We start from the raw sequence: 24,822 nt of genomic DNA, 5'->3' as shown, positions 1-24,822 counted from the left end.
GAACTTTTATATCCATTGACTGTCCAATGGCACAAGTTTCAGAGGAAGTTTCATGACTATGAATGACGGATTACCACCAACCTACAACTGCGCATCCGGTACGACATCGCAACCGGCGCAAAATCGCTTTACTGACTCCAATGAGGAAGCAAAGCCTCCATTTAAATTAAACCCGAAAGCTCCACCGTTTATTCCTCGTGCTTCTGGTGTTGATCGACTTTCGAACACACCCACAACTATTAATCGCCGACAAACAACTGCGTGCCTGACACTTTCTTCCCAGACATTGCACCCATCGGTGAAGAGGACATCTCCTGAAGCGGCCAGTGAAAAGATCAATAGCGCTTTCGATTTATTGATGAACCAAAATTTCATTGACGCGGAAAACACATTCCGGGCCATCTTGCAAGAATACGCGGACTTACTGAGAACATCCGACTACCAAAGATCAATCATAGGGCTGGCAAGATCACTCAGAGAGCAAACCTGTGAAAAGCAAAAAGAAGCCTGTTTTCATCTGGAAAAACTAAGGTTGACTGGAGAGTTAAACGAATTCGGGGCTTCAACCATTCGTAACCTTGATCTGACCCTGAGTCTCTGTGAACAGACACTTGGGAAGAACCCTGATGCTGAAGCACGACTTTTGAAACTGAGAGACAAAAAGCCCGGTGCTGATGAAGAAACCCTTTGCCAGCATTCTAATTATTTTGATGCTGACATGGCTAATGCACGACTATGGCAGTTTATGAGGAAATACCAGCTGACTGAAAAACTGCTGCACAGCATGAAATACGGGCTCATTGTCAGGCTGCAGTGGAACCTGCACGCAGCGCTTGCAGAAAAACTGCAAGATTTCCTCCATAAAGTCAATATAGCTCTGGCGCGATGCTGGCAAGAGACAGGCCAATATGAATGGGCTGAAGATCTGCTGCTCAACATGAGTGGCAAGTACCCCGGTAACAGTATCGAGCTCCTGTGCAAGCCCTCCCGTCATAATGACGTGAACCTGGCCCTGGTGCGACTCTGGGAAGTAAAGGGTAAACATGAGCTGGCTGAAAGACTAATGCTGGCCATGAGTGGCAAGTGCCTCGATGACAATGAGGAGACCCTGTGCACGCCTTTTGGAAAACATGAAATTGATCTGACTCTGGCACAATTCTGGCAGGTGACAGGCAAACATCAACTGAGTGAAAAACTGTTGCTCAACCTGATTGACAAGCACCCCGATGACGCTGAGGAGATCCTGTTCACGCCCTCTGGAAAACATGATATTGATCTGGCTCTTGCACGACTCTGGGAGGTAACGGGCCAATATCAACGGTCCGAAAAACTGCTGTTGAGCATGAGTGTCAGGCACCCCGATGTGAATGAGGAGACCTTGTGTCAGCCCTGTGGACATAATGACATTGACCTGACTCTGGTTCGACTCTGGCAGAAGTTGAACAAACATAAACAAGCAGAAATACTGCTGCTGAACATGAGTAACAAGCGCCCCGATGCCACTATAGAAGAACTTTGCAGGCCCTGTGGAAACCATGATATTGACCTGGCTCTGGCGCTGCATTGGGAGATAGAGAACAAACATCATCTAACTGAAGGGCTGCTGCTGAACATGAGCAACAAGCACCTCTTCGACAGTGAGGACAGCCTGTGCATGCCTTGCGGGAATCATGATATTGATCTGGCTCTGGTACGCCTCTGGCAGATGATCGACAAAGATAAACAGGCTGAAAAACTGATTGAGCGTTGCTGTGACTTATACCATTCCGATGAATGTGAATTATCACATTTGTCCTTATCTGTCGGGAAAGCAAGCTTTATGGAGGTGATTAACAGGTATCCGGAAAGTGCCAATCAGTTGTTGGTTATCTCAATCCATTATTTTGCACTGGCGTGTAAGGAGATATCAGAAGCCGGTCCCAAGTCAGGAGAGGAAAACCTCATTAAGGCGCTTGAGCATGTGGAATTAACACTTGAGAGGTACCCCCCGACTGCTGGAGCTTATTCACAAAAAGCGCACTGTCTCAGAATGATGGGGAAAAATGAGCAAGAATGGGGGGAATACTTCCAAAAAGCCAATGCCCTTGACTCCGCCCGAAAATATAGGGGTAAAACGGACGCCTGGCGAAGCAACGAATACGCGGCTCTTCAAAAAGTATTTGCTCAGACATAAGCATGAACTTTTATGTCTATTGACTGTCCAAGAGCGTAAGTTCCCAGGAAGGTCATTTGGCCATGAGCTACGGATTACCCACAAAAATTGCCTCGACCAGTTCTAAAAGCACCACGACATCACAGCCGTCAGAGTATTCTGCATCAGGTTCAGATACCGGTGCGTCAAAAGGGCGAAAATTTACCTTGAATCCGAACGCTGAAACATTTATCCCACGTTCGCAACTTCCTCATGGAGATCATCGTGGTCATCAGCATTCGAACAGACCCTTAAATATTCCAGACCGGTCAGCAACTGCATGCCAGAGACCTACTCCCCGGACGTTTCAACCAGAGGCGAAGACCTACCCTCCTGACGCTCTTAAAAAAGAGATCAGTAGCGCTTACACAATGCTCAACAATAAAAATTTCATAGATGCAGAAAAAGCATTCCGGGTCATCTTACACGGCAAGCATGACATACCGGATCCGTTCGACAAGCATAACGTGATCATAGGACTTGCAAGATCGCTAAAAGAGCAAACCTGCGAAAAACAGCTTGAAGCCTGCTCTATTCTGGAAGAACTCAGGTTAGATGGAAAATTCACCAGGTTTGGGGCTTCGATCATTTATAACCTTGATCTTACCCTGAGCCTCTGTGAAGAGGCACTTGGAAGACTCTTTGATGCCGAAACCCGACTGTTGAGACTGAGAAAAAAAAGCCGCAATGCCGATGAGAAAACCTTGTGCGAACCTACTTGCTATTATAACGCAGATATTAATAATGCCCGACTGTGGCAGTCTATGGGCAAATACACTCTGGCTGAAACACTGTTCCTGAACATAAAAAAAGAACTGATCAAAAAGCTGCAGTCAAATCCCTATTCTCCTGATACATCAAAACTGCGTAAATACCTCGATACCGTCAATTTGGCTCTGGGGCGAATCTGGCAGTTGATGGACAAACATCAAATGGCTGAAGAAGTGCTGCTGGAGATGGTTGGCAAACACTCCGGTGACAGTGAAGACACGCTCTGCAAGCACTCTGGTCATAAAGACATTGACCTGGCTCTGGTGCGAGTCTGGCAAGCAAAGGGTAAATATGAACAGGCTGAGAGACTGCTGCTGAGCATGAGCCAAAAGCATCCCGATGACAGTGAGGAGACTCTGTGCAACTCCACCAGCCACAACGACATTGACTTGGCTCTGGTGCGAATCTGGCAAGTGAGGGGTAACTATCAACGGGCTGAGAGACTGCTGCTGAACATGAGTCGCAAGCGTCCCGATGACAGTGAGGAGATTCTATGCAACCCCATTGACCATCGTGACATTGACCTGGCTCTGGTGCGACTCTGGGAAGTAATGAACAAACAAGAGCTAGCAGAAAAACTGCTTCTGAACATGAGTGGAAAGCGCCCCGGTGACAGCGAGGAAGAACTGTGCAAGCTCTCTGGGAATCTTGAAATTGATATGGCTCTGGCACGACATTGGGAGCTGACGGGCAAATATAAACTGACTGAAAAGCTGCTGCTGAACATGAGTGGAAAGCGCCCCGGTGACAGCGAGGAAGAACTGTGCAAGCTCTGTGGGAATCGTGAAATTGATATGGCTCTGGTGCGACTCTGGGAAGTAATGAACAAACAAGAGCTGGCAGAAAAACTGCTGCTGAACATGAGTGGAAAGTGCCCCGGTGACAGCGAGGAAGAACTGTGCAAGCTCTCTGGGAATCGTGGAATTGATATGGCTCTGGCACGACATTATGAACTGACGGGCAACTATAAACTGGCTGAAAAGCTGCTGCTGAACATGAGTGGAAAGCGCCCCGGTGACAGCAAGGAAGAACTGTGCAAGTTCTGTGGGAATCGTGAAATTGATTTGACTCTGACACGACATTGGGAGCTGGCGGGCAAATATAAACTGGCTGAAAAGCTGCTGCTGAACATGTCTGGCAAGCACCCCAATGCCAATATACACAGCCTGTGCAGCTCCTGTGGGGACATGGAAATTGACCTGGCTCTGGTGAGACTCTGGGAAATGATGGGCAAACATGAATGGTCTGAAAAGCTGATGCTGAACATGATTGGCATGCCCCCCGGAGCTATTGCAGAAGAGCTGTGCAAACCATTTGGGCATCATGACATTGACCTGACTCGGGCGCGACTCTGGCAGAAAATGAACAAATTTGAACTGTCTGAAAGGCTGCTGCTGAACATGAGTGGCAAGCACTTCAATGCCGATGAAGACAGCCTGTGCAAACCTTCCGGGAATCAACAGATTGACCTGACTTTGGTAAGACTATGGGACACTACGGGCAAATGTGAAGAGGCTGAAAGACTGACCAGGCGTTGCTGTGAGTTATATCATTCGAATGAATGTCAATTAACCCTGTTGTGCTTATCTACCGGGAAAGCGGGATTTCTGGAAATGATCAGCCGCTGTCCGGAAAGTGTCAATACTCTGGTGGCTACCTCGATCCATTATTTCACCCTGGCTTGTGACCAGATAAAAAAAGACGGCCCGGAGTCTGCAAAGGATAACCTTGAAAAGGCGTTTGAGCAGGTTGAATCAGCGTTGCAAAAGTACCCTCCGAATGCCGGAGCTTATTCACAAAAAGCCCATTGTCTCAGGATGCTGGGTCGAAGTAAGCAAGAATGGACAGAATGTTTTGCTAGAGCGCAAGCCCTTGACTACAGCCGAACCCAAAAGGGGAAAGCTGATTTCTGGCGGAGGAATGAATACATTGCTCTTGAGATAGTACGAGGTCTCACAGGTTAGATGGCCTTGTACTTTATTACGTCCACTGCCTGTCAAAAAGTGTAAGTTTCAGGGAATTAATGAGGCTATGAATTACGGATTACCAACAACAACCCGTTCCGCGCCCCTTTCGTGCACCGCAACCGTTGCCACACCTCAACCGCTGCAATATTGTGCCTCAGGTTCAAATGCCACCACTGAAACAACAAAGCCTCCGTTTAAATTAAACCCGAAAGCGCCAGCGTTTGTTCCACGGATGCAACCTGTTCAGGAAGATCCGGGCGCACCCTCAAATATCCTGGACCGGCGAGCAAAGGCATACCAGAGGCCGTCTCCCGGGACGTTCCACCAAAGGGTGAATAAATCCTGTCCTGAAACGGCTAAAAGGATCAATAGCGCTTTCAAACTATTAAAAAAACAAGATTACATAAATGCAGAAGCAGCATTCCAGACCATCTTGCAAGATGAACCATTGAATGAATTCGACCACCAGAGAACCGTCATAGGGCTTGCAAGATCGCTGAAAGAACAAACCTCGGAAAAGAAGAAAGAAGCCCTTACTCGTCTGGAAGAACTCAGGGTGAATGGTACGTTCACCGAGTCTGGAGCTTCAACCATTCGTAACCTTGATCTGACCATGAGCCTCTGCGAACAGGCACTTGGACGGTTCCATGATGCGCAAGCACGACTTTTAAGGTTGAGAAACAAAGAGCCCGATGCAAACGAGGAGACACTTTGCCAGCACTCTGGCTATTTTGACGCTGATATCGCTAATGCACGACTATGGGAGCATATGAGAAAATACCAGCTGGCAGAAAAACTGCTGTTGGGCATGAAAGCAGGACTGATTAATAAGCTGCAGTCGAATCCACACGCTGCCATAGTAGAAAAACTGCATAATTACCTCGATAGCGTAAATATAACCCTGGTACGGCACTGGCAAGAGCAGTGCCAATATGATCGGGCTGAAGATCTGTTGCTGAACATGGGTGGCAAGCACCTCGATGAAAGTATCGAGACCCTTTGCAAACCCTCTGGGCATCATGACATAGACCTGGTACGACACTGGCAGGTGATGGGTAAATATGAATGGGCTGAAAAACTGCTGCTCAACATGAGTGGCAAAGACTCCAAAGACGGTATCGAGAGCCTCTGTACACCCTCTGTGCACCCCGAATTCAATCTGGCTCTGGCGCTTCTCTGGCAGGAGACAGGCAAACATCAACTGAGTGAAAAACTCTTGCTCAATGTCATTTACAAGCACCCCGATGACACTGAGGAGATCCTGTGCAAGCCCTCTGGAAAACATGAGATTGATCTGGCTCTTGCACGACTCTGGGAGCTAATGGGCCAATATCAACGGGCCGAAAAACTGCTGTTGAGCATGAGTAACAAGCGCCCCGATGCCGCTATAGAAGAACTTTGCAGGCCCTGTGGAAACCATGACATTGACCTGGTTCTGGCGCTGCATTGGGAGATAGAGAACAAACATCATCTAACTGAAGGGCTGCTGCTGAACATGAGCAACAAGCACCTCAACGACAGTGAGGACAGTCTGTGCATGCCTTGCGGGGATCATGATATTGACCTGGCTCTGGTACGCCTCTGGCAGATGATCGACAAAGATAAACAGGCTGAAAAACTGATTGAGCGTTGCTGTGACTTATACCATTCCGATGAATGTGAATTATCACATTTGTCCTTATCTGTCGGGAAAGCAAGCTTTATGGAGGTGATTAACAGGTATCCGGAAAGTGCCAATCAGTTGTTGGTTATCTCAATCCATTATTTTGCACTGGCGTGTAAGGAGATATCAGAAGCCAGTCCCAAGTCAGGAGAGGAAAACCTCATTAAGGCGCTTGAGCATGTGGAATTAACACTTGAGAGGTACCCCCCGACTGCTGGAGCTTATTCACAAAAAGCGCACTGTCTCAGAATGATGGGGAAAAATGAGCAAGAATGGGGGGAATACTTCCAAAAAGCCAATGCCCTTGACTCCGCCCGCAAATATAAGGGTAAAACGGACGCCTGGCGAAGCAACGAATACGCGGCTCTTCAAAAGGTACTGGTTCAGACATGAGCGTGAACTTTTATGTCCATTGATTGTCCAACCATTACCCCACTGCCTGAACTTGTTACATTCAGACAGGTGTACCGCTTTCCAGAGAGTTTAAATGGCTATGAATTACGGATTAACAACAACCAGTGCCGCCGCAAGTTCGGGCACCTCGACCACTACGGCATCACAACCGAAACAGGATTGTGCGTCAGGTACTGATACCCCTGCGACAACAGAGACTGGATTTACCTTTAACAGGAGAACTCGAACGTTTATTCCAGGTGCTCCGCATCATCATGGTGTTCACAAACGTTCGAACAGGACTGCAAATATTTCAGAACGACAAGCAACTGCAAACCGGAAGTCTACTTCCCGTCCGTTTCAACCAGCTGTCAGGGAAGCCTCTTCACAACTGATTGCAAAAGAGATCGATAGTGCTTACGCAATACTCAATAATCAAAATTTCATAGGTGCAGAAAAAGCATTCCGGATCATCTTAACCGACAATTGGGGCGAACTGACTACGTTCGAAAAGGAGAACACAACCGTAGGGCTTGCAAGATCACTAAAAGAGCAAACCCGCGAAAAACAGATAGAAGCCTGCTCTCTTCTGGAAGAACTCAGGTTGGAAGGTAAACTCAGCTGGTTTGGGGCTTCGACCATTTGTAACCTTGACCTGACCCTGAGTCTTTGCGAAGAGGCCCTCGGAAAGCAACTTGAGGCTGAAACACGACTTTTGAAACTGAGAAGAGTAAGTCCCAATGCCGATGAGAGAGCCTTGTGCAAGTCTTCTCGCTATTATCCCGCAGATATTAATAATGCCCGACTGTGGCAGTCTATGGGCAAAAACACTCAGGCTGAAAGGCTCCTGCTGAACGTCAAAGCAGATCTGATCGAAAGGCTGCAGTCAGAACCCTCCGCTGCAATTGCACCAAAGCTGCAGAAATACCTCGACAGCGTAAATATGGCGCTGGTGCGACTCTGGGAAGTGATGAATAAACATGAATCGGCTGAAAAACTGCTGCTGATCATGAGTCGCAAGCATCCCAATGACAGTGAGGAGGCTCTGTGCAAGCCCTGTGGGCATCTTGACACTGACCTGACCCTCGTACGACTGTGGCAGATAAAAGGCAAAAATAACCGTGCTGAAAAGCTGCTGCTGAACATGAGTGGTAAGCGCCCCGGTGCCAGCGAGGAAGAACTGTGCAAACCCTGCCGTAAGCATGACATTGATCTGACTCTGGTAAGGCATTGGGAACTGACAGGCAAAAATAAATTGGCTGAAAAGCTGCTGCTGAAAATGAGTGGCAAACATCCCGATGCCAGTGAAGAGATTCTCTGCAAGCCCTGCTGGCAGCGTAAAATTGACCTGACACTGGTGCGACATTGGGCGGCTAATGGCAAACATAGCCTGAGTGAAAGACTGCTGTTGAACATGATTCACAAGCACCCCGATGACGATGAGGACATCCTGTGTGAGCCCAGCGGACATCATGATATTGACTTGGCTCGGGCGAAAATCTGGCAGGATATGGATAAAACTGAACGAGCTGAAAGACTGCTGCTGAACATGAGTGCCAAGCCCCTCAATGACAGTGAGGAAAGCCTGTGCAAACCCTCTGGTCATCATGACATTGATCTGGCTCTGGCACGACTATGGCAGATAATGGGCAAACATGAACGGGCTGAAAGACTACTGCTTAACATGAGTGGCAAGCAACCCGGTGCCAGTGAAGAGATTCTGTTTCAGCCTTGCTGGAAAAATGTCATTGATCTGACCCTGGTGCGACAATGGGATGTCATGGGCAAATATAAATGGTCTGAAAAACTGCTGTTGAACATGAGTGGCAAGTCCTCCTGTGCCAGTGAACAAGAACTATGCAGGGCCTGTGGCCATAACGACATTGACCTGGCTCTGGTGCTACTCTGGGAAAAACTGGAAAAACATGAGCTGGCTGAAAAACTGCTACTGAACATGAGTGGCAAGTCCGCCAATGACAGTGAAGAAAGCCTTTGCATACCCTTTGGCCAACATGACATTGACCTGGCTCTGGTACGACTCTGGGAGATGATGGGCAAACATGAATGGGCTGGAAGGCTGCTCAGGCGTTGCTGTGACTTATATCATACGAACGAATGTGAATATACGCTGTTATGTTTTTCTGCGGGGCAAGCAGGATTTATGGAAATGATTGGCAACTATCCAGAAACTGCCAATACCTTGCTGGTCACCTCGATCCACTATTTCAACCTGGCTTGTAAGCAGATAACAAATGACGACCCGGAGTCAGGAAAGGATAGCCTTGAAAAGGCGCTTGAGATTGTTGAGTCAATACTGAAAAAGTACCCTCTATACACGGGAGCTTATTCGCAAAAAGCGCATTGTCTCAGGATGCTGGGTAGAGGTGAGCAAGAATGGAGGGAATGGTTTGAAAAAGCAGCATCCCTTGACCCCGGTCGGCTTTATAAAGAGAAAACTGATTTGTGGCGAAACAACGAAGCCACCGCTCTGCTGAAGTTGCGCAGTCTCAAAGTTTAAAAAAAGAAAAAAAGACACCCATAAATTTGCTTTACCATCCACCTAGTCTACTTTTCACCTACAACTGATTTTTTTGCCCAGACAGGTGAGTTCATGGCCCAAGCTCGCAGTACCCTGATTGATCCCGGCTCAACGCCTTATTACCACTGCATGGCAAGATGTGTTCGTCAGGCTTACCTCTGTGGAAGAAAAAAAGACACCCATAAATTTGCTTTACCATCCACCTGGTCTACTTTTCACCTACAACTGATTTTTTTGCCCAGACAGGTGAGTTCATGGCCCAAGCTCGCAGTACCCTGATTGATCCCGGCTCAACGCCTTATTACCACTGCATGGCAAGATGTGTTCGTCAGGCTTACCTCTGTGGAAGAAAAAAAGACACCCATAAATTTGCTTTACCATCCACCTGGTCTACTTTTCACCTACAACTGATTTTTTGTCCAGACAGGTGAGTTCATGGCCCAAGCTCGCAGTACCCTGATTGATCCCGGCTCAACGCCTTATTACCACTGCATGGCAAGATGTGTTCGTCAGGCTTACCTCTGTGGAGAGAACCACCTGACTGGCAAGAGTTACGAGCATCGCCGCCAGTGGGTGGTGGATAAACTCCGGGAACTGGTTTCTGTCTTTGCTATCGAAGTCTGCGCTTACGCTGTCATGTCGAATCATTATCATGTGGTTTTGCACATCAATCAGTCATCTGCCAGAGGCTGGTCACGGAATGAAGTGCTTCATCGTTGGACGACCTTGTTCGCAGGCCCACTTCTGGTGCAAAGGCATCTGGCCGCTGACAAACTGGGCAGCGCTGAATTGGCCCGTATTGATGAATATGCTGAGGAATACCGGCGTCGTTTAACGGATATCAGCTGGTTTATGCGCTGCCTGAATGAACATCTTGCTCGTGAGGCCAACAAAGAAGACGAGTGTAAAGGACGCTTCTGGGAAGGACGCTTTAAAAGCCAGGCATTGCTGGACGAAGCAGCCTTACTGACCTGCATGACCTACGTTGACTTGAATCCGATTCGGGCTGGTAAGGTAGAAACACCGGAAGCATCAGACTACACGTCGATTCAGGAACGCGTGGAGCAGGTTACACATTCTGAGACTAAAAAACAGCCGCTGACCCTGAAACCTTTTTGTTCGCAGGGCCAGAATACGGACGTTGCCCTTCCCTACCTTCTTCACGACTATCTGGAACTGGTTGACTGGAGTGGTCGCATTGTCAGAACAGACAAGAAAGGTTCCATCCCGTCGTGCACCCCTCCGATTCTTGAAAGATTGGAAATTGATCCGGATGAGTGGCTGAAAACCATGCAATGGAATAATCGTTTTTATCGGGCAGTTGGCCGTCTGAAGGCGATGAAGGCTTATGCACTTGAAGCCGGACAGAAGTGGCTTCGAGGTTTAAACGCCTGCAGGCGGTTGTATCTGACAAGTTAGCGTAGAAGTCAGTTAAGAAATTAAACACTTTCTCTTTATCCCTCCTCGACTTTAAGTCGGAATAAGTTTGTGTCGTCTGAACATGGCTCGAGCAGCCTCTGTTCGTCGAATGCTCCTGTGTGGCTCGCTGATAGGCTATTCGAAGATAGGTTTTCAGATCCTTTTTTGGGAATACAGTTTTTAAATATCTTATTTATTGAATGGGTGTCTTATTTTCTTTTTTTTCAGATCCTTTTTTGGGAATACAGTTTTTAAATGTCTTATTTATTTAATGGGTGTCTTATTTTTTTATTTTTGGGTGATGGATGTCTTATTTTTTTTCTTTAATGGGTGTCTTATTTTTTTCGGTTGGTTTTCAGATCCTTTTTTGGGAATACAGTTTTTAAATGTCTTATTTATTTAATGGGTGTCTTATTTTTTTTATTTTTTTTTTTTTGGCGAAGCAACGAAACCACCGCTCTTCAAAAGGTGCAGGCCTCACAGGTTAAATAGATAACCCTGAACTTTTTTGTCCGTTGACTGTCCAAAAACTACCTCTTCTGTCTACAGGCAACACATTCAGGCAAACGGGGTACCCATTTTCCAGAGAGTTTCAATGGCTATGAGTTACGGATTACCAACAACAACCAGTGCTGCCGCGAGTTCGGGCACCACGACCAGTCCGGGCACTGTGACATCGCAACCGTCTCAGTATTGTGCGTCAGGTTCATATGCTGATGCGGTAAAAAAACAACCATCTACCTCAGACCGGGAAGCTAAATCTCTTGCTCCGCGAGCCCAACTTCTAAAAGATGTTCATCAACCGTCGAACAGATCCTCAAATATTTCAGGACGGCAAGCAACTGCATACCGGGGGCGTACTCCCCGGACGTTTCAACCAGTGGCGAAAAGGCCCTCTTCTAAAGCTATTGAGAAAAATATCAATGAGGCTTACGCAATATTCAATAATAAAGATTTCATAGAGGCAGAAAAAGCATTCCGACTCATCTTACACAAATACCAGGGCCTACTGAGTTCATCCGAGAAGCAGGACATAACCATAGGTCTTGCAAAATCGTTAAAAGAGCAAACCTTCGAAAAACGGAAAGAAGCCTGCTCTATTCTGGAAGAACTCCGGCTAGATGGAAGATTCACCAGGTTCGGGGCTTCAACCATTCATAACCTTGATCTGGCCCTGAGCCGCTGTGAAGAGGCACTTGGAAGGAACTTTGCAGCCGAAAGACGACTTTTGAGACTGAGAAGAAAAAATCGCAATGCCGATGAGAACCAGCTGTGCAAGTCTTCTCGCTACTATGCCGCAGATATTTCCAATGCCCGACTCTGGCAGTCTATGGGCAAACACACGCTGGCTGAAACACTCTTACTGAACATAAAGACAGAGCTGATTAACGAGCTGCAGAAAACACTATACGCGCCTAAAGCAGCAAGATTGCGTAAATACCTTGATACCGTCAATTTGGCTCTGGGAAGGATCTGGCCGTTGATGAACAAGCAACAACAATCTGAAGAGCTTCTTCTCGAAATGATTGGCAAGCGCTCCGATGACAATGAGGACAAGCTCTGCAAGCACTCCGATCGTAAAGACATTGACCTGGCTCTGGTTATTATCTGGCTGGATTTTGACAAGCGTGAACGGGCTGAGAGACTGCTGCTGAGCATGAGTCGCAAGCATCCCGATGACAGTGAGGAGATTCTGTGCAGGCCCACTGGCCATCAAGGCATTGACTTGGCTCTGGTGCGAACCTGGGAACAGACAGACAAAAATAAGCTGGCTGAAAAACTGCTGTTAAACATGAGTTGTAAGCACCTCAATGACGATGAGGAGGTCCTGTGTAAGCCCTCTGGGCATCATGACACTGATCTCATTCTGGTGCGACTCTGGCAGAAGTTATACAAACATCAAAGAGCTGAAAAGCTGCTGCTAAACATGAGTAAAAAGCACTCTTGTGCCAGCGAGGATGAACTGTGCAAGCTCACTGGGAATCATGAAATTGACCTGGCTCTGGTTCGACATTGGGAGCTGACGGGCAAATATAAATTAGCTGAAAAGCTGCTGTTGAACATGAGTGGGAAGCATCCCGTTGCCAGTGAAGAGATTCTGTGCAAGCCCTGCTGGAATTATGTCATTGATCTGACTCTGGTGCGATTTTGGGAGGTTGTGGGCAAATATCACCTGAGTGAAAGACTGTTGTTGAACATGATTGGCATGCAACCCAATAACACTGAAGAGATCCTGTGTGAGCCCAGTGGACATAATGATCTTGACCTGACTCGGGCGCGACTCTGGCAGATCATGGATAAACCTGAACGGACTGAAAGGCTATTGCTAAACATGAGTAGCAAGTCCCTCAATGTCAGTGAAGAAAGCCTCTGCAAGCCCACTGGTCATCATGACATTGATCTGGCTCTGGTATGTGTCTGGGCAAAGACAGGCAAACATAAATGGGCTGAAATACTGCTCAGGCGTTGCCGTGATATGTATCAAACGAATGAATGTGAATATACGCTGTTAGCTTTATCTGCAGGGCAGGCAGGATTTATGGAAATGATTAGCAACTATCCGGAAAGTGCCAATACCTTGCTGGTTACCTCGATCCATTATTTCAGCCTGGCGTGTGAACAGATAGCAGAAAAAGGTCCGAAGTCAGGAAACGATAACCTGATGAAGGCACTTGAGATTATTGAATCGGCACTGGAAAAATACCCTTTCAATGCGGGAGCTTATTCACAAAAAGCGCATTGTCTCAGAATGCTGGGAAGCAGTGAGCAAGAATGGAGGGAATGGTTTAACAGAGCAGAAATGATCGACCCCGGCCGGGCATATAAGGTTAAAACTGATTTTTGGCGAAGCAACGAAACCACTGCTCTGCAAAAGTTACTGGCCTCACAGGTTAAGTAGATAGCCATGAACTTTTTTGTCCATTGACTGTCCAACGACTACCCCGTCTGCCTGAAGGTGTCACCTTCAGGCAGACGGGGTAATGTTTTCCAGAGAGTTTAAATGGCTATGAGTTACGGATTACCAACAACCAGTGCTACCACAAGTTCGAACTCAACGACCACTTTGGCATCGCAACGGTCACAGTATGGTGCGTCAGGTTCAGATGCGGCTGCAGCAACAGGGCGCAGGCTTACCTTAAATCCGGAAGCGCCAACGTTTATTCCAGGCAGGCGACTTCATCAAGGTGTACAAGAACGTTCGAACATACTCTCAACTCTTTCAGACCGTCAGGCCTCTGAATACCAGGGGGTTACTCCCCGGACCTTTCACCCGGGCACTAAGAGCTCATCTCCTGAAGCTATTGAGGAAGAGGTCAGTGATGCTTTCGCAATACTCAATAACAAAAATTTCACAGAGGCAGAAAAAGCATTCCGGATCATCTTACACAAAAACCAGGGCATACTGAGTTCATTCGATAAGCAAAACATAACCATCGGTCTTGCAAGATCGCTAAAAGAGCAAACCTTCGAAAAACAGATAGAAGCCTGCTCTATTCTGGAAGAACTGAGGTTAGATGGAACATTCACCAGCTTCGGGGCTTCGACCACTTATCACCTTGATCTGACCCTGAGCCTCTGTGAAGAGGCACTTGGAAGGCACTTTGATGCCGAACTACGACTTTTGAGACTGAGAGAGAAAAGGTGCAATGCCAATGAGGAGGTCCTGTGCAAACCTTCTCGCCATTATGCTGCAGACATTACTAATGCCCGACTATGGCAGTCTATGGGCAAACACAGGCTGGCTGAAGCACTCCTGATGAACATACAAGCAGAGCTGATTAACGAGCTGCAGTCAAAACCATACATTCCTGATACATCAAAACTGCGTAAATACCTCGATACCGTCAATGTGGCTCTGGGACGAATCTGGCAGTTGATGGACAAACATCACCAGTCTGAAGAGCTGCTACTGAAAACAAGTCACAAGCGTCCCGATGACCCTGAGGAGATTCTGTGCAAACCCACTGGCCAGCGAAGCATTGATCTGGCTCTGGTGCGAATCTGGGAAACAATGGACAAAAATGAGCTGGCCGAAAAACTGTTGCTGAATATAAGTGGCAAGAACCCCAATGACAACGAGGAGACCCTCTGCGGGTCGTGTGGAGATCATGACCTTGATCTGACTCTGGCACGGCTCTGGCAGATAATTGGCAGACATAAACGAGCTGAAAGACTGCTGTTGAACATGAGTGGCAAGCATCCAGGTGCCAACAGGGAGACCCTTTGCAAGCCCTGTGGGAATGGTCAAACAGACCTGGCTCTGGTGCGATATTGGGAGCAGATCGGCAAAAATAAATTGGCTGAAAAACTGCTGCTGAACATGAGTGGCAAGCATCCCGATGCCAGAGAAGAGATCCTGTGCGTGCCCTGCTGGCGGCATGTCATTGATCTGAGTCTGGTACGACACTGGCAGAATACAGGCAAATATAAACGAGCTGAAAAACTGCTGTTGAACATGATTGGCACGCACCCCAGTGACATTGAGGAGATCCTGTATGAGCCCAGTGGAAATTATGATATTGACATGGCTCGGGCGCGACTCTGGCAGGTGATGGGTAAACCTGAACAAACTGAAAGACTGTTGCTGAATATTTGTAACAAATCTCTCAATGACAGTGAGGAAAGCCTGTGCAGACCCTGTGGTCATCATGACATTGATCTGGCTCTGGTATGCTCCTGGGAAATGATAGGCAGAAACAAATGGGCTCAAAGGCTGCTCAGGCGTTGCCGTGATTTGTATCAGACGAATGAATGTGAGTATATGCTCTTAACCCTATCTTCCGGGTGGCCCGAATTTATGGAAATGATTAGTCACTATCCGGAAAGTGCCAACACCCTGCTGGCTACCTCAATCCACTATTTCAAACTGGCTTGTGAGCAGATAATAAAAGAAGGTCCGGAGGCAGGAAACGATAACCTTAATAAGTCGCTTGAGATTCTTGAATCGTTACTGGAAAAGTACCCTTCCAATGCGGCAGCTTATTCGCAAAAAGCGCATTGTCTCAGAATGCAGGGCAGAAGTGAGCAAGAATGGCTAGAATGCTTTGGCAGGGCAGAAGCTATTGACCCTGCTCGGGTATATAAGGTTAAAAGTCATTTTTGGCGAAGCAACGAATCTACCGCTCTTCAAAAGGTGCTGGCCTCACAGGTCAGATAGATATCAGTGAACTTTCAGACCCGTTTGCCGTCCAAGAGCATAAGTTTCCAATCATTTTAGATTGCTATGAGTTACGGACTACCTCCAATCACCAACCCTGCGACCAGTGCGACACCGCAACCGCCACAGGATGCAGATTCTGTAACAACAGAACGTCGATTTACCTTAAACCCGGAAGCCGCTCCGTTTGTTCCTCGTAATCAGGGTGCTGATCAATGGAACACCCCCTCAAATATCAGAGACCGACAAGCCACTGAACGCAAAACCGATGTACTTCAGAAGTTTCATCGATGGAGAGAGAAACCAACATACCCTGATGATACGGTAAAAAGGATAAATGACGCTTACGATGCACTGAAAACACAAAAATTCAGAAGTGCAGAAGTGGCATTTCAATCCATCTTATGCATAGACCAGGACATACTGAGCCAATACGACTACCAAAAGATGCACATAGGGCTTGCCAGGTCTCTGAATGAACAAACCCGGGCTAAACAGGAAGAAGCATGTTCCCTTCTGAAAGAGCTCAGATCGAAGGCACCGCTCAATGAGTTCGGGGCCTCGATCATTCATAACCTTGACCTGACCCTGAGCCGAAGTGAACTGGCACTGGGACGATACCTTGATGCAGAAACACGACTTTTAAGAATGAGAAACAAAAAGCCCGATGCCGATGTGAAAGCACTGTGCGAGCCTTCTGACGATTTTGACGCTGATATGACTATTACACGAGTTTGGCAGTTTGTGGAAAAACACACGCTGACTGAAACACTCCTGCTAAATATGAAAACAAGGCTGACTGAAAAGCTGCAGCAGAAGCAATCCGCTGCAGCTGTTGAAAAACTGCATCAAAAACTCCGTACCGTAAATATTGTTTTGGTGCGACAGTGGGAGCAGACGGGCCAATATAAATTGGCTGAAGAGCTGTTGCTGAACGTGAGTGGCAAGAACCCCAATAACAGTGAAGAAGAACTGTGTAAACCCTCTGGGCAGTTCGACCTTGATCTGACCCTGGCGCGACTTTGGCAGACTGTCGGCAAACATAAACGAACTGAAAAACTGCTGCTGAACATGAGTAACAAGCCCCCTGATGCCAACGAGGAGACCCTTTGCACCCCCTGTGGGAATTATCTGACTGACCTGGCTCTGATGCGGTATTGGGAGCAGGTAGGCAACAATCAATTGGCTGAAAAGCTGCTGCTGAAAATGAGTGGCAAGCATCTTGATGCCAGCGAGGAAGAACTTTGCAAGCCTTGCTGGCACCATGAGATTGATCTGACTCTGGTGCGATATTGGGAGGTTGTTGGCAAATATACACTCGCTGAAAAACTCCTGCTGAACATGACTGGCAAGCATCCCGGTGCCAGTATAGACAGCCTGTGCAGCCCCTGTGGGAACCTGGAAATTGACCTGGCTCGGGTGAGACTCTGGCAAATGATGGGCAAATATCAATGGTCTGAACAGCTGATGCTGAAGATGATTGGCAAGCCCCCCGGAGCTATTGCGAAAGAGTTGTGCAAGCCATTCGGGCATCATAACATTGACCTGACCCGGGCACGACTCTGGCAGAATATGAACAAATTTGAACTGTCTGAAAGTCTGCTGCTGAACATGAGTGGCAAGCACCTCAATGCCGATGAAGACAGCCTGTTCAAGCCTTCCGGGAATCAACAGATTGACCTGGCTTTGATAAGACTATGGACCGTTATGGGCAAATTTGAAGAGGCTGAAAGACTATCCAGGCGTTGCTGTGAGTTATATCATTCGGATGAATGTCAATTAACCCTGTTGGGCTTGTCTGCCGGGAAAGCGGGATTTCTGGAAATGATCAGCCGCTATCCGGAAAGTGCCAATACCTTGCTGGTTACCTCAATCCATTATTTCAGTCTGGCTTGTAAGCATATAACAAATGATGACCCAAAGGCAGGCAGCGATCACCTTATGAAGGCGCTTGAGATTGTTGAATCGGCACTGGAAAAATACCCTGTCAATTCGGGAGCTTATTCACAAAAAGGGCATTGTCTCAGAATGCTGGGTAGAAGTGAGCAAGAATGGAGGGAATGGTTTAACAGAGCAGAATCCCTTGACCCCGGACGGGCCTACAGGAGTAAAACTGATTTTTGGCGAGGCAACGAAGCCACTGCTCTTCAGAAGTTAAGGGGTCTCACTAAAAAATTACCTGATCAGGTACCTGGGTAAGCATGAACTTTTTTGTTCGTTTGCTGTCCAAAGGCATAACTTTACAAGTATGTTGTGTGACTTATGAGCTACGGATTAACAGCAACCACCGGCACCACGGACAGTTCGACAATACAACCGCCAGGGTATCGTGCGTCAGGTTCAGATCGGGATGCGACCGAAAAGAGCCAATCTTCCGCACGCACGAACGTTCCAACGTTTATTCCGCGTTGTCCGCATGCTCAACGTGGTCACCAATATCCTGACAGATCAAATATCAGGGACCGGCAAACAAAGGCAAGCCAAAACCCTTCACTACAAACGTTTCAGCAAAGCGATAGTGTGACACCACCCAAGAGTGCTAAAAGAGCAAAAATCAATGACGCCTTTAAAGAGCTGAGCAAACAAAAATTCAGCAATGCAGAAGAAGCATTTCGGACCATCTTGAAGGAAGACAAGAATAAACTGAGTGATCGCGAATGGAAAAACCTGACGATAGGACTTGCAAGGTCGCTCAAAGAGCAAACCCACGAAAAACAGAAAGAAGCCTGCTCTCTTCTGAAAGAGCTCAGGTTGAAGGGAAGGTTCACTGCGCACGGGGCTTCAACCATTCCTGATCTTGATCTGACCCTGAGTCTCTGTGAACAGGCACTTCGACATTACGCTGATGCTGATGCACGACTTACAGCATTGAGAAACATCAAGCCGGATGCCGATGAGGAGACCCTGTGCAAGCCTTCTGACAATTTTAACGCTGACATCGCCAGTACACGACTATGGCAGCTTATGAAAAAACACACACTGGCTGAAACACTCCTGCTGAACATGGAAAAACAGCTGATAACTGAGCTGAAGTTGAGACAATCCACTGTAACTTCCACTGAAACTACCGAAAGACTGGATAAATACCTCCATATCGTAAAAATTGCTCTGGTGCGACTCTGGCAGGGGAAAAGCCATTATGAAAAGGCTGAAGGTCTGCTGCTGAACATGAGTGGCAAACACCCGGGTGCCAGCGTAGAGGTGCTCTGCAAGCCTTGTGAAAATCGCAACGTGAATCTGACCCTGGCAATAGTCTGGCAGGAAATGGGCAAATATCAACTGGTTGAAAAGCTGCTTCTGAACATGAGCGGTAAGCCCCTCAATGCAAGCGAGGACATACTGTGCAAACCCTGCAGGCATCATGACATTAACATGGCTCTGGCTGTGCACTGGGTGGTGTCGGGCAAAAATCACCTGGCTGAAAAACTGCTATTGAACATGAGTAACAAGCCCTCCAATGCCAGTGACAGCACCCTGTGCAGACCCACTGGACAGCTTGATATTGATCTGACTCAGGCACGAAATTGGGAGGTAACAGGAAAACATCATCTGACTGAAAGACTGCTACTGAACCTGAGTGGCAAGGACCCCAAAGCCAGTGAATATCTCCTTTGCCAGGCTTGTGGGCATTACAAAATTGACATAACTCTGGCGTATCACTGGGAACATGGGGGCAAACACAGATTGGCCGAAAGGCTGCTGTTGAGTATGTGTGGCAGACACCCCAATAACCTTGAGGAAATTCTGTGCAAACCCTCCGGGCACTCTGAGATTGACCTGTCCCTGGTGATACTCTGGCAGGAGTCGGACCAACACGAACGGGCTGGAAAGCTGCTGCTGAACATGAGTAACAAGCATCCCGATGCCAGTGAGGATATTCTGTGCCAACCCTCTGGCCATGATGCTGTCGATCTGGCCCTGGTGAGATATTGGCAGACAACAAAAAAATATCATCTCGCTGAGAAGCTACTGCTGAAGGTGAGTGGCAAGCATCCCGATGCCAGTGAGGACATTCTCTGCAAACCTTGCGGACGTCATGACATTGATCTGGCTCTGGTTCGCGTCTGGGAGATGATTGACAAACATTGGCTGGCAGAGAGGCTGATTAAAAATTGCAGTGAGTTATATCAATCCAAGGAGTGTCAGCTCACACTCCTGGTCTCATCTTGCGAGCAACCGGGATTTATGGAACTGGTTAGCCGCTATCCGGAAGGTGAAAGTAGATTGCTGGCCACTTCAATCCATTATTTCACTCTGGCTTGTGGACAGATAACAAATGATGAACCGGAGTCAGGAAATAAAAACCTGAGTAAAGCCCTTGAGACTGTGGAATCACTCCTGGAAAAGTACCCCACCAGTGCGGCCGGTCTTTCACAAAAAGCGCATTGTCTCAGAATGATGGGTGCCACCGTTGAGGAATGGAAGAAATACTTCAAAAAAGCCACTTCCCTCGCCATCAACCGTGGGCATGTGCGTAAAACTGAGTTTTGGCGAAGAAACGAAGCTACTGCTCTTCAGAAGCTGCAGGGGCTCAAAGCGCAAATGGATCACAAGGAACTTTAATATCCGTTAACTGTCCAAGAGCCTAGTTTTCCCGGAAGTTTTGATTGCCATGAGTTACGGATTTACAGCAACAGCCAGCGCCACAAGCAATACGACATCACAACCGTCACAGAATCGTGCGACAGGTTCAGAGCATACCTCTAACCTCAACCCTGAAGCTCCAGTGTTCATTCCACGTGCTGAACGCGTTCAACGTATTGATGATCGTTCCAACAGGCTCCCAACTATTTCTGGCAGGCGGGTCACTGCAGATGAAACCTTTGCTTCCCGGACATTTCAGCAAAGGACGAATGTTTCCTGTCCTGATGCCATTACAGAAGCGATCAACAAGGCTTTCGAAGCACTGACAAATAAAAAATTCATAGATGCAGAAGCAGCTTTCCGGCTCATCCTGGACAAAAACGAGAGCAGCTTAAGTACATTCGAGCACCAGAACTTAGTCATTGGACTTGCAAGGTCTCTAAAAGAGCAAACCTACTCAAAACAGAAAGAGGCCTGCTCTTGTCTGGAAGAACTCAGGTCGAAAGCACCGCTCAATGACTTCGGGGCCTCGACCATTCATAACCTTGACCTGACCTTGAGCCGATGTGAAGAGGCGCTGGGACAGTATATTGATGCTGAAAAACGACTTTCGAGACTGAGAAACAAAAAGCCTGATGCCGATGAGCTGTCCCTGTGTGAACCTTCTGACAATTTTGACGCTGATATTGCTAATGAACGACTATGGCAGCTTATGGAAAAGCACACACTGGCTGAAACACTGCTGATAAAACTGAGAGCAAAGCTGATGTCCCGGTTGCAATTGACCTCACTAGCTCCCACTGTCAAGGCACTGCGTAGAAACCTTCATACCGTAAATCTCGCTCTGGCAAGACACTGGCAGGTAATGGGCAAATACAAATGGGCTGAAAGCATGCTGCTGTGCATGACTCGCAAGCACCCCGATGACAGTGAGGAGATCCTCTGCAGGCCCTCTGGAAAAAATGATATTGATCTGGCTCTGGCACTACTCTGGGAATTGATGGGTCAATACGAACGGGCTGAAAGACTGCTGCTGAACCTGATTGGCAAGCACCCTGATAACGGTGAGGATATCCCGTTAAAGCCCTCTGGAAAATATGATTTTTATCTGGCTCTGGCACGACTCTGGCAGATAATGAGCCAAGATAAACGGACTGAAAGGCTGCTGCTGAAGATGAGTGGCAAGCGTCTCGATAACAGTGAGGAGATCCTGTGCAAGCCTTGTGGGAATTATTACACTGACATGGCTCTGGTGCGACACTGGCAGATATCAGGCCAACATGAACGAGCTGAAAGACTGCTGCTAAACATGACTGGCATGAATCCCGGTGACGACGAGGAGACCCTGTGCCAGCCCAGTGGGCATTGTAATATTGATCTGACTCTGGTGCGACACTGGCAGCTGATCGGCAAACAAGAACTGGCTGAAAAACTGCTGCTGAACATGAGTGGTAAGTGCCCCGCCGACAGTGAGGAGAATCTGTGCAAGACCACTGGCAGAAATGCTATTGATCTGGCGCTGGCAATACTCTGGCAAGTCACGGGTAATCATGAACGGAGTGAAAGACTGCTGCTGAGTATGAGCGGCAAGTCCATCAATGACAGTGAGGACAACTTGTTCAGACCTTCCGGGAATCAAGAGCTCGACCTGGCCCTGGCTCGAACCTGGCAAAAGGCTGGCAACTATGAGTCAGCAGAAAAACTGCTTAGTCGTTGCTTCGCCTTGTATCGTTCGGATGAATGTGCATCAGCACTGTTGTGTTTATCGATTGGACAATCAGTGTTTATAGAAAGGATGGCCCTGTATCCGGACAGCGCCAATAAACTGCTGGCAGCTTCCTTACACTATTTCAATCTGGCTTGTCGGCAAATAATAAAGGATGGCCCGAAGTCAGGAGACGATAACCTTAACAAGGCTCTTGCGCTTGTTGAATCAGCATTGGAGAAGTACCCTCCGAGTGCAGGCGCTTTTTCGCAAAAAGCACACTGCCTGAGAATGATGGGTGCAGCAGAGCCTGTATGGCGGGAGCTGTTCCTAAAATCAACATTCCTTGAACCCTTTCGTGCAGTGAAGGACAAAAACGACTGCTGGCGAATCATGGAATCAGCTGCCCTCCAGAAGATAAGGGACGTCACAGACTGAATGGATCAAGATGAACTTTTATCTCCATTAACTGTCCAAGAGCATAGTTTTTCAGCAGAGTTTGATTGCTATGAGTTACGGATTACCGCCAGTCAAGAGCAACGCAGCCCATTCGAGCGCTGCCGTTGGTTCGGCTGCTGCCGCCAGTTCGACAACAACCTGTTCGACAACAACCCGTTCGACAACAAAAAGCAAATACACCTTAAACCCTGAAGCTTCAGTATTTATTCCGCATGCTCAGCGTGTTCATGAGCATTCGGTCAAACTTTCAGACATTAAAGACCGACAGGCAGCGGCATGCCAAACGCTTATACCCCAGACACTTTCGCAATGGACCGAGCCAAAAGACTCTGCGGATATTAAAGGCAGAATCAATGATGCATTCAAAGAACTGACAAAACGAAAATTCATCGATGCAGAAACAGCATTCCGGAACATTTTAAACGAAAACCAGCAGATACTAAGCACATTTGACTACCAGAACGCTACCATAGGGCTTGCAAGGTCGCTAAAAGAGCAAACCCGAAAAAAACAGCTGGAAGCCTGCTCTCTTCTGGAAAAACTCAGGTTGACTGGATCGTTTACCGAGTTCAGGGCTTCGACCATCCATCACCTTGATCTGACCCTGAGCCGATGTGAACAGGTACTGGGAAAATACCTTGAAGCTGAAACACGACTTATAGCGCTGAGGAACCTGAAGTCCGATGCCGATGTTCAGGCACTGTGCACGCCTTCTGGCAATTTTGACGCAGATATTACTAATGCCCGACTGTGGCAGTTGATGAAAAAAAACACGCTGACTGAAGCACTTCTGATGAACATGGGAAAAGCACTGTTTACAGAGCTGCATTCAAACCGGTCCGCTGTCACTTCACAAAAACGGCACAGCTATCTCCATACCGTAAACCTGGCTCTGGCTCGAAACTGGCAATTGACGGGTAAATATGAATGGGCTGAAAACCTGCTGCTTAGCATGATTGTTAAACATCCCAATGCCAGTGAGGAGGTACTGTGCAGCCCCTCTGAGCATCGTGACATTGACCTGGCTCTGGCGCGCGTCTGGCAGATGATGGGCAAATCTGAACGCACTGAAAGACTGCTGCTGAACATGAGTGGCAAGCACCCTGATGGCAGCGAAGAAAGCCTGTGTAAGCCCTGTCCACAGCATGAGATTAATTTGGCTCTGGCAATACTCTGGCAAGAGATGGACAAACATGAAATGACCGGAAAGTTGCTGCTGAACATGAGCAACAAGCATCCCGATGACAGTGAAGAAAACCTATGCAAACCTTGTGCGCATCATAACACTGACCTCGCTCTGGCAAGACACTGGGAGGTAATAGGCAAACATACACTGACTGAAAAGCTGCTGTTGAACATCAGTGGCAGGGACCCCCATGACAGTGAAGACATCCTGTGCAAGCCCTCTGGGCAACATGACATTGACCTGGCCCTGGCATGCATCTGGCAGGTGACGGGCAAAAATGAACTGGCTGAAAGACTGCTCTGGCGTTGCAGCAAATTTTATCATTCGGATGAATTTCAATTATCTCTGTTATGTCTGTACGCCGGGCAAACAGGATTTATGGAGATGATTAGCCATTATCCTGAAAGTGCCAACACATTGCTGGTTACCTCGATCCATCATTTCAATCTGGCTTGTGAACAGATCATCAATGATGACCTGAAATCAGGAAAGGATAATCTCAATAAAGCTCTTCAATATGTGGAATCAACTTTGGAGAAGTACCCCCTGAATGCAAGCGCTCATTCACAAAAAGCCCACTGTCTCAGAATGATGGGCGCCAGTGAGGAGGTATGGCGAGCCAGTTTCAATAAAGCCAACTTACTTGACTCCAGCCGGACATATAAGAATAAAAATTCGTCCTGGCGAAGCTGCGAATCTGCTGCTCTTCAGAAAATGTTAAGCCCCACAGAGCAAGCAAATAAACATGAACCTTTATGCCCATCAGATTCAGAGGCATAGCCAGAGA

General features: G+C 47.6%; 13 protein-coding genes. All 13 read left to right on the top strand.

What is annotated here, in order from left to right:
• Window positions 1-52: 52 nt before the first annotated feature.
• The 13 genes from ACO6V5_RS02025 (at window position 53) to ACO6V5_RS01965 (ending at window position 24,815) form a co-directional block, all read left to right on the top strand.
• A complete protein-coding gene (locus ACO6V5_RS02025; protein ID WP_422412511.1) occupies window positions 53-2,173 on the top strand; it encodes a hypothetical protein in 2,121 nt (706 codons plus the stop codon).
• A 62-nt stretch (window positions 2,174-2,235) separates the two neighbouring features.
• Window positions 2,236-4,926: a tetratricopeptide repeat protein gene (locus tag ACO6V5_RS02020; protein ID WP_422412513.1), complete on the top strand. Its 2,691-nt coding sequence runs from the start codon at window positions 2,236-2,238 to the stop codon at window positions 4,924-4,926.
• 67 nt (window positions 4,927-4,993) lie between these two features.
• Complete coding sequence (locus ACO6V5_RS02015) at window positions 4,994-6,985, top strand: hypothetical protein (RefSeq protein WP_422412515.1); 1,992 nt, start codon at window positions 4,994-4,996, stop codon at window positions 6,983-6,985.
• A gap of 94 nt (window positions 6,986-7,079) precedes the next feature.
• Window positions 7,080-9,503, top strand: a complete 2,424-nt coding sequence (locus ACO6V5_RS02010) for a hypothetical protein (RefSeq protein WP_422412517.1) — start codon at window positions 7,080-7,082, stop codon at window positions 9,501-9,503.
• Between the two features lie 93 nt (window positions 9,504-9,596).
• Window positions 9,597-9,803: a hypothetical protein gene (locus ACO6V5_RS02005; protein WP_422441905.1), complete on the top strand. Its 207-nt coding sequence runs from the start codon at window positions 9,597-9,599 to the stop codon at window positions 9,801-9,803.
• Window positions 9,779-9,955, top strand: coding sequence for a hypothetical protein (locus ACO6V5_RS02000; protein WP_422492053.1), 177 nt, complete (start codon window positions 9,779-9,781; stop codon window positions 9,953-9,955). The genes ACO6V5_RS02005 and ACO6V5_RS02000 overlap by 25 nt, the downstream gene beginning before the upstream one ends.
• A gap of 4 nt (window positions 9,956-9,959) precedes the next feature.
• On the top strand, window positions 9,960-10,943 hold the full coding sequence (locus tag ACO6V5_RS01995) for a transposase (RefSeq protein WP_422441907.1): 984 nt from the start codon (window positions 9,960-9,962) through the stop codon (window positions 10,941-10,943).
• A gap of 595 nt (window positions 10,944-11,538) precedes the next feature.
• Window positions 11,539-13,842 (top strand): hypothetical protein, encoded by a 2,304-nt coding sequence (locus tag ACO6V5_RS01990; RefSeq protein ID WP_422492051.1) that lies wholly within the window; start codon window positions 11,539-11,541, stop codon window positions 13,840-13,842.
• Window positions 13,843-13,944: 102 nt separating this feature from the next.
• Window positions 13,945-16,101, top strand: coding sequence for a tetratricopeptide repeat protein (locus ACO6V5_RS01985; protein ID WP_422441909.1), 2,157 nt, complete (start codon window positions 13,945-13,947; stop codon window positions 16,099-16,101).
• A gap of 66 nt (window positions 16,102-16,167) precedes the next feature.
• Complete coding sequence (locus tag ACO6V5_RS01980) at window positions 16,168-18,300, top strand: tetratricopeptide repeat protein (RefSeq protein ID WP_422411083.1); 2,133 nt, start codon at window positions 16,168-16,170, stop codon at window positions 18,298-18,300.
• 321 nt (window positions 18,301-18,621) lie between these two features.
• On the top strand, window positions 18,622-20,664 hold the full coding sequence (locus tag ACO6V5_RS01975) for a hypothetical protein (protein WP_422411085.1): 2,043 nt from the start codon (window positions 18,622-18,624) through the stop codon (window positions 20,662-20,664).
• A gap of 49 nt (window positions 20,665-20,713) precedes the next feature.
• Window positions 20,714-22,828: a hypothetical protein gene (locus tag ACO6V5_RS01970; protein ID WP_422411087.1), complete on the top strand. Its 2,115-nt coding sequence runs from the start codon at window positions 20,714-20,716 to the stop codon at window positions 22,826-22,828.
• Window positions 22,829-22,898: 70 nt separating this feature from the next.
• Window positions 22,899-24,815, top strand: coding sequence for a hypothetical protein (locus ACO6V5_RS01965; RefSeq protein ID WP_422411089.1), 1,917 nt, complete (start codon window positions 22,899-22,901; stop codon window positions 24,813-24,815).
• Window positions 24,816-24,822: the final 7 nt, after the last annotated feature.

The sequence above is a fragment of the Endozoicomonas sp. ALD068 genome, assembly GCF_049310145.1.
GTDB lineage: Bacteria > Pseudomonadota > Gammaproteobacteria > Pseudomonadales > Endozoicomonadaceae > Endozoicomonas_A.
This window is presented reverse-complemented; position numbering and strand designations above follow the sequence as displayed.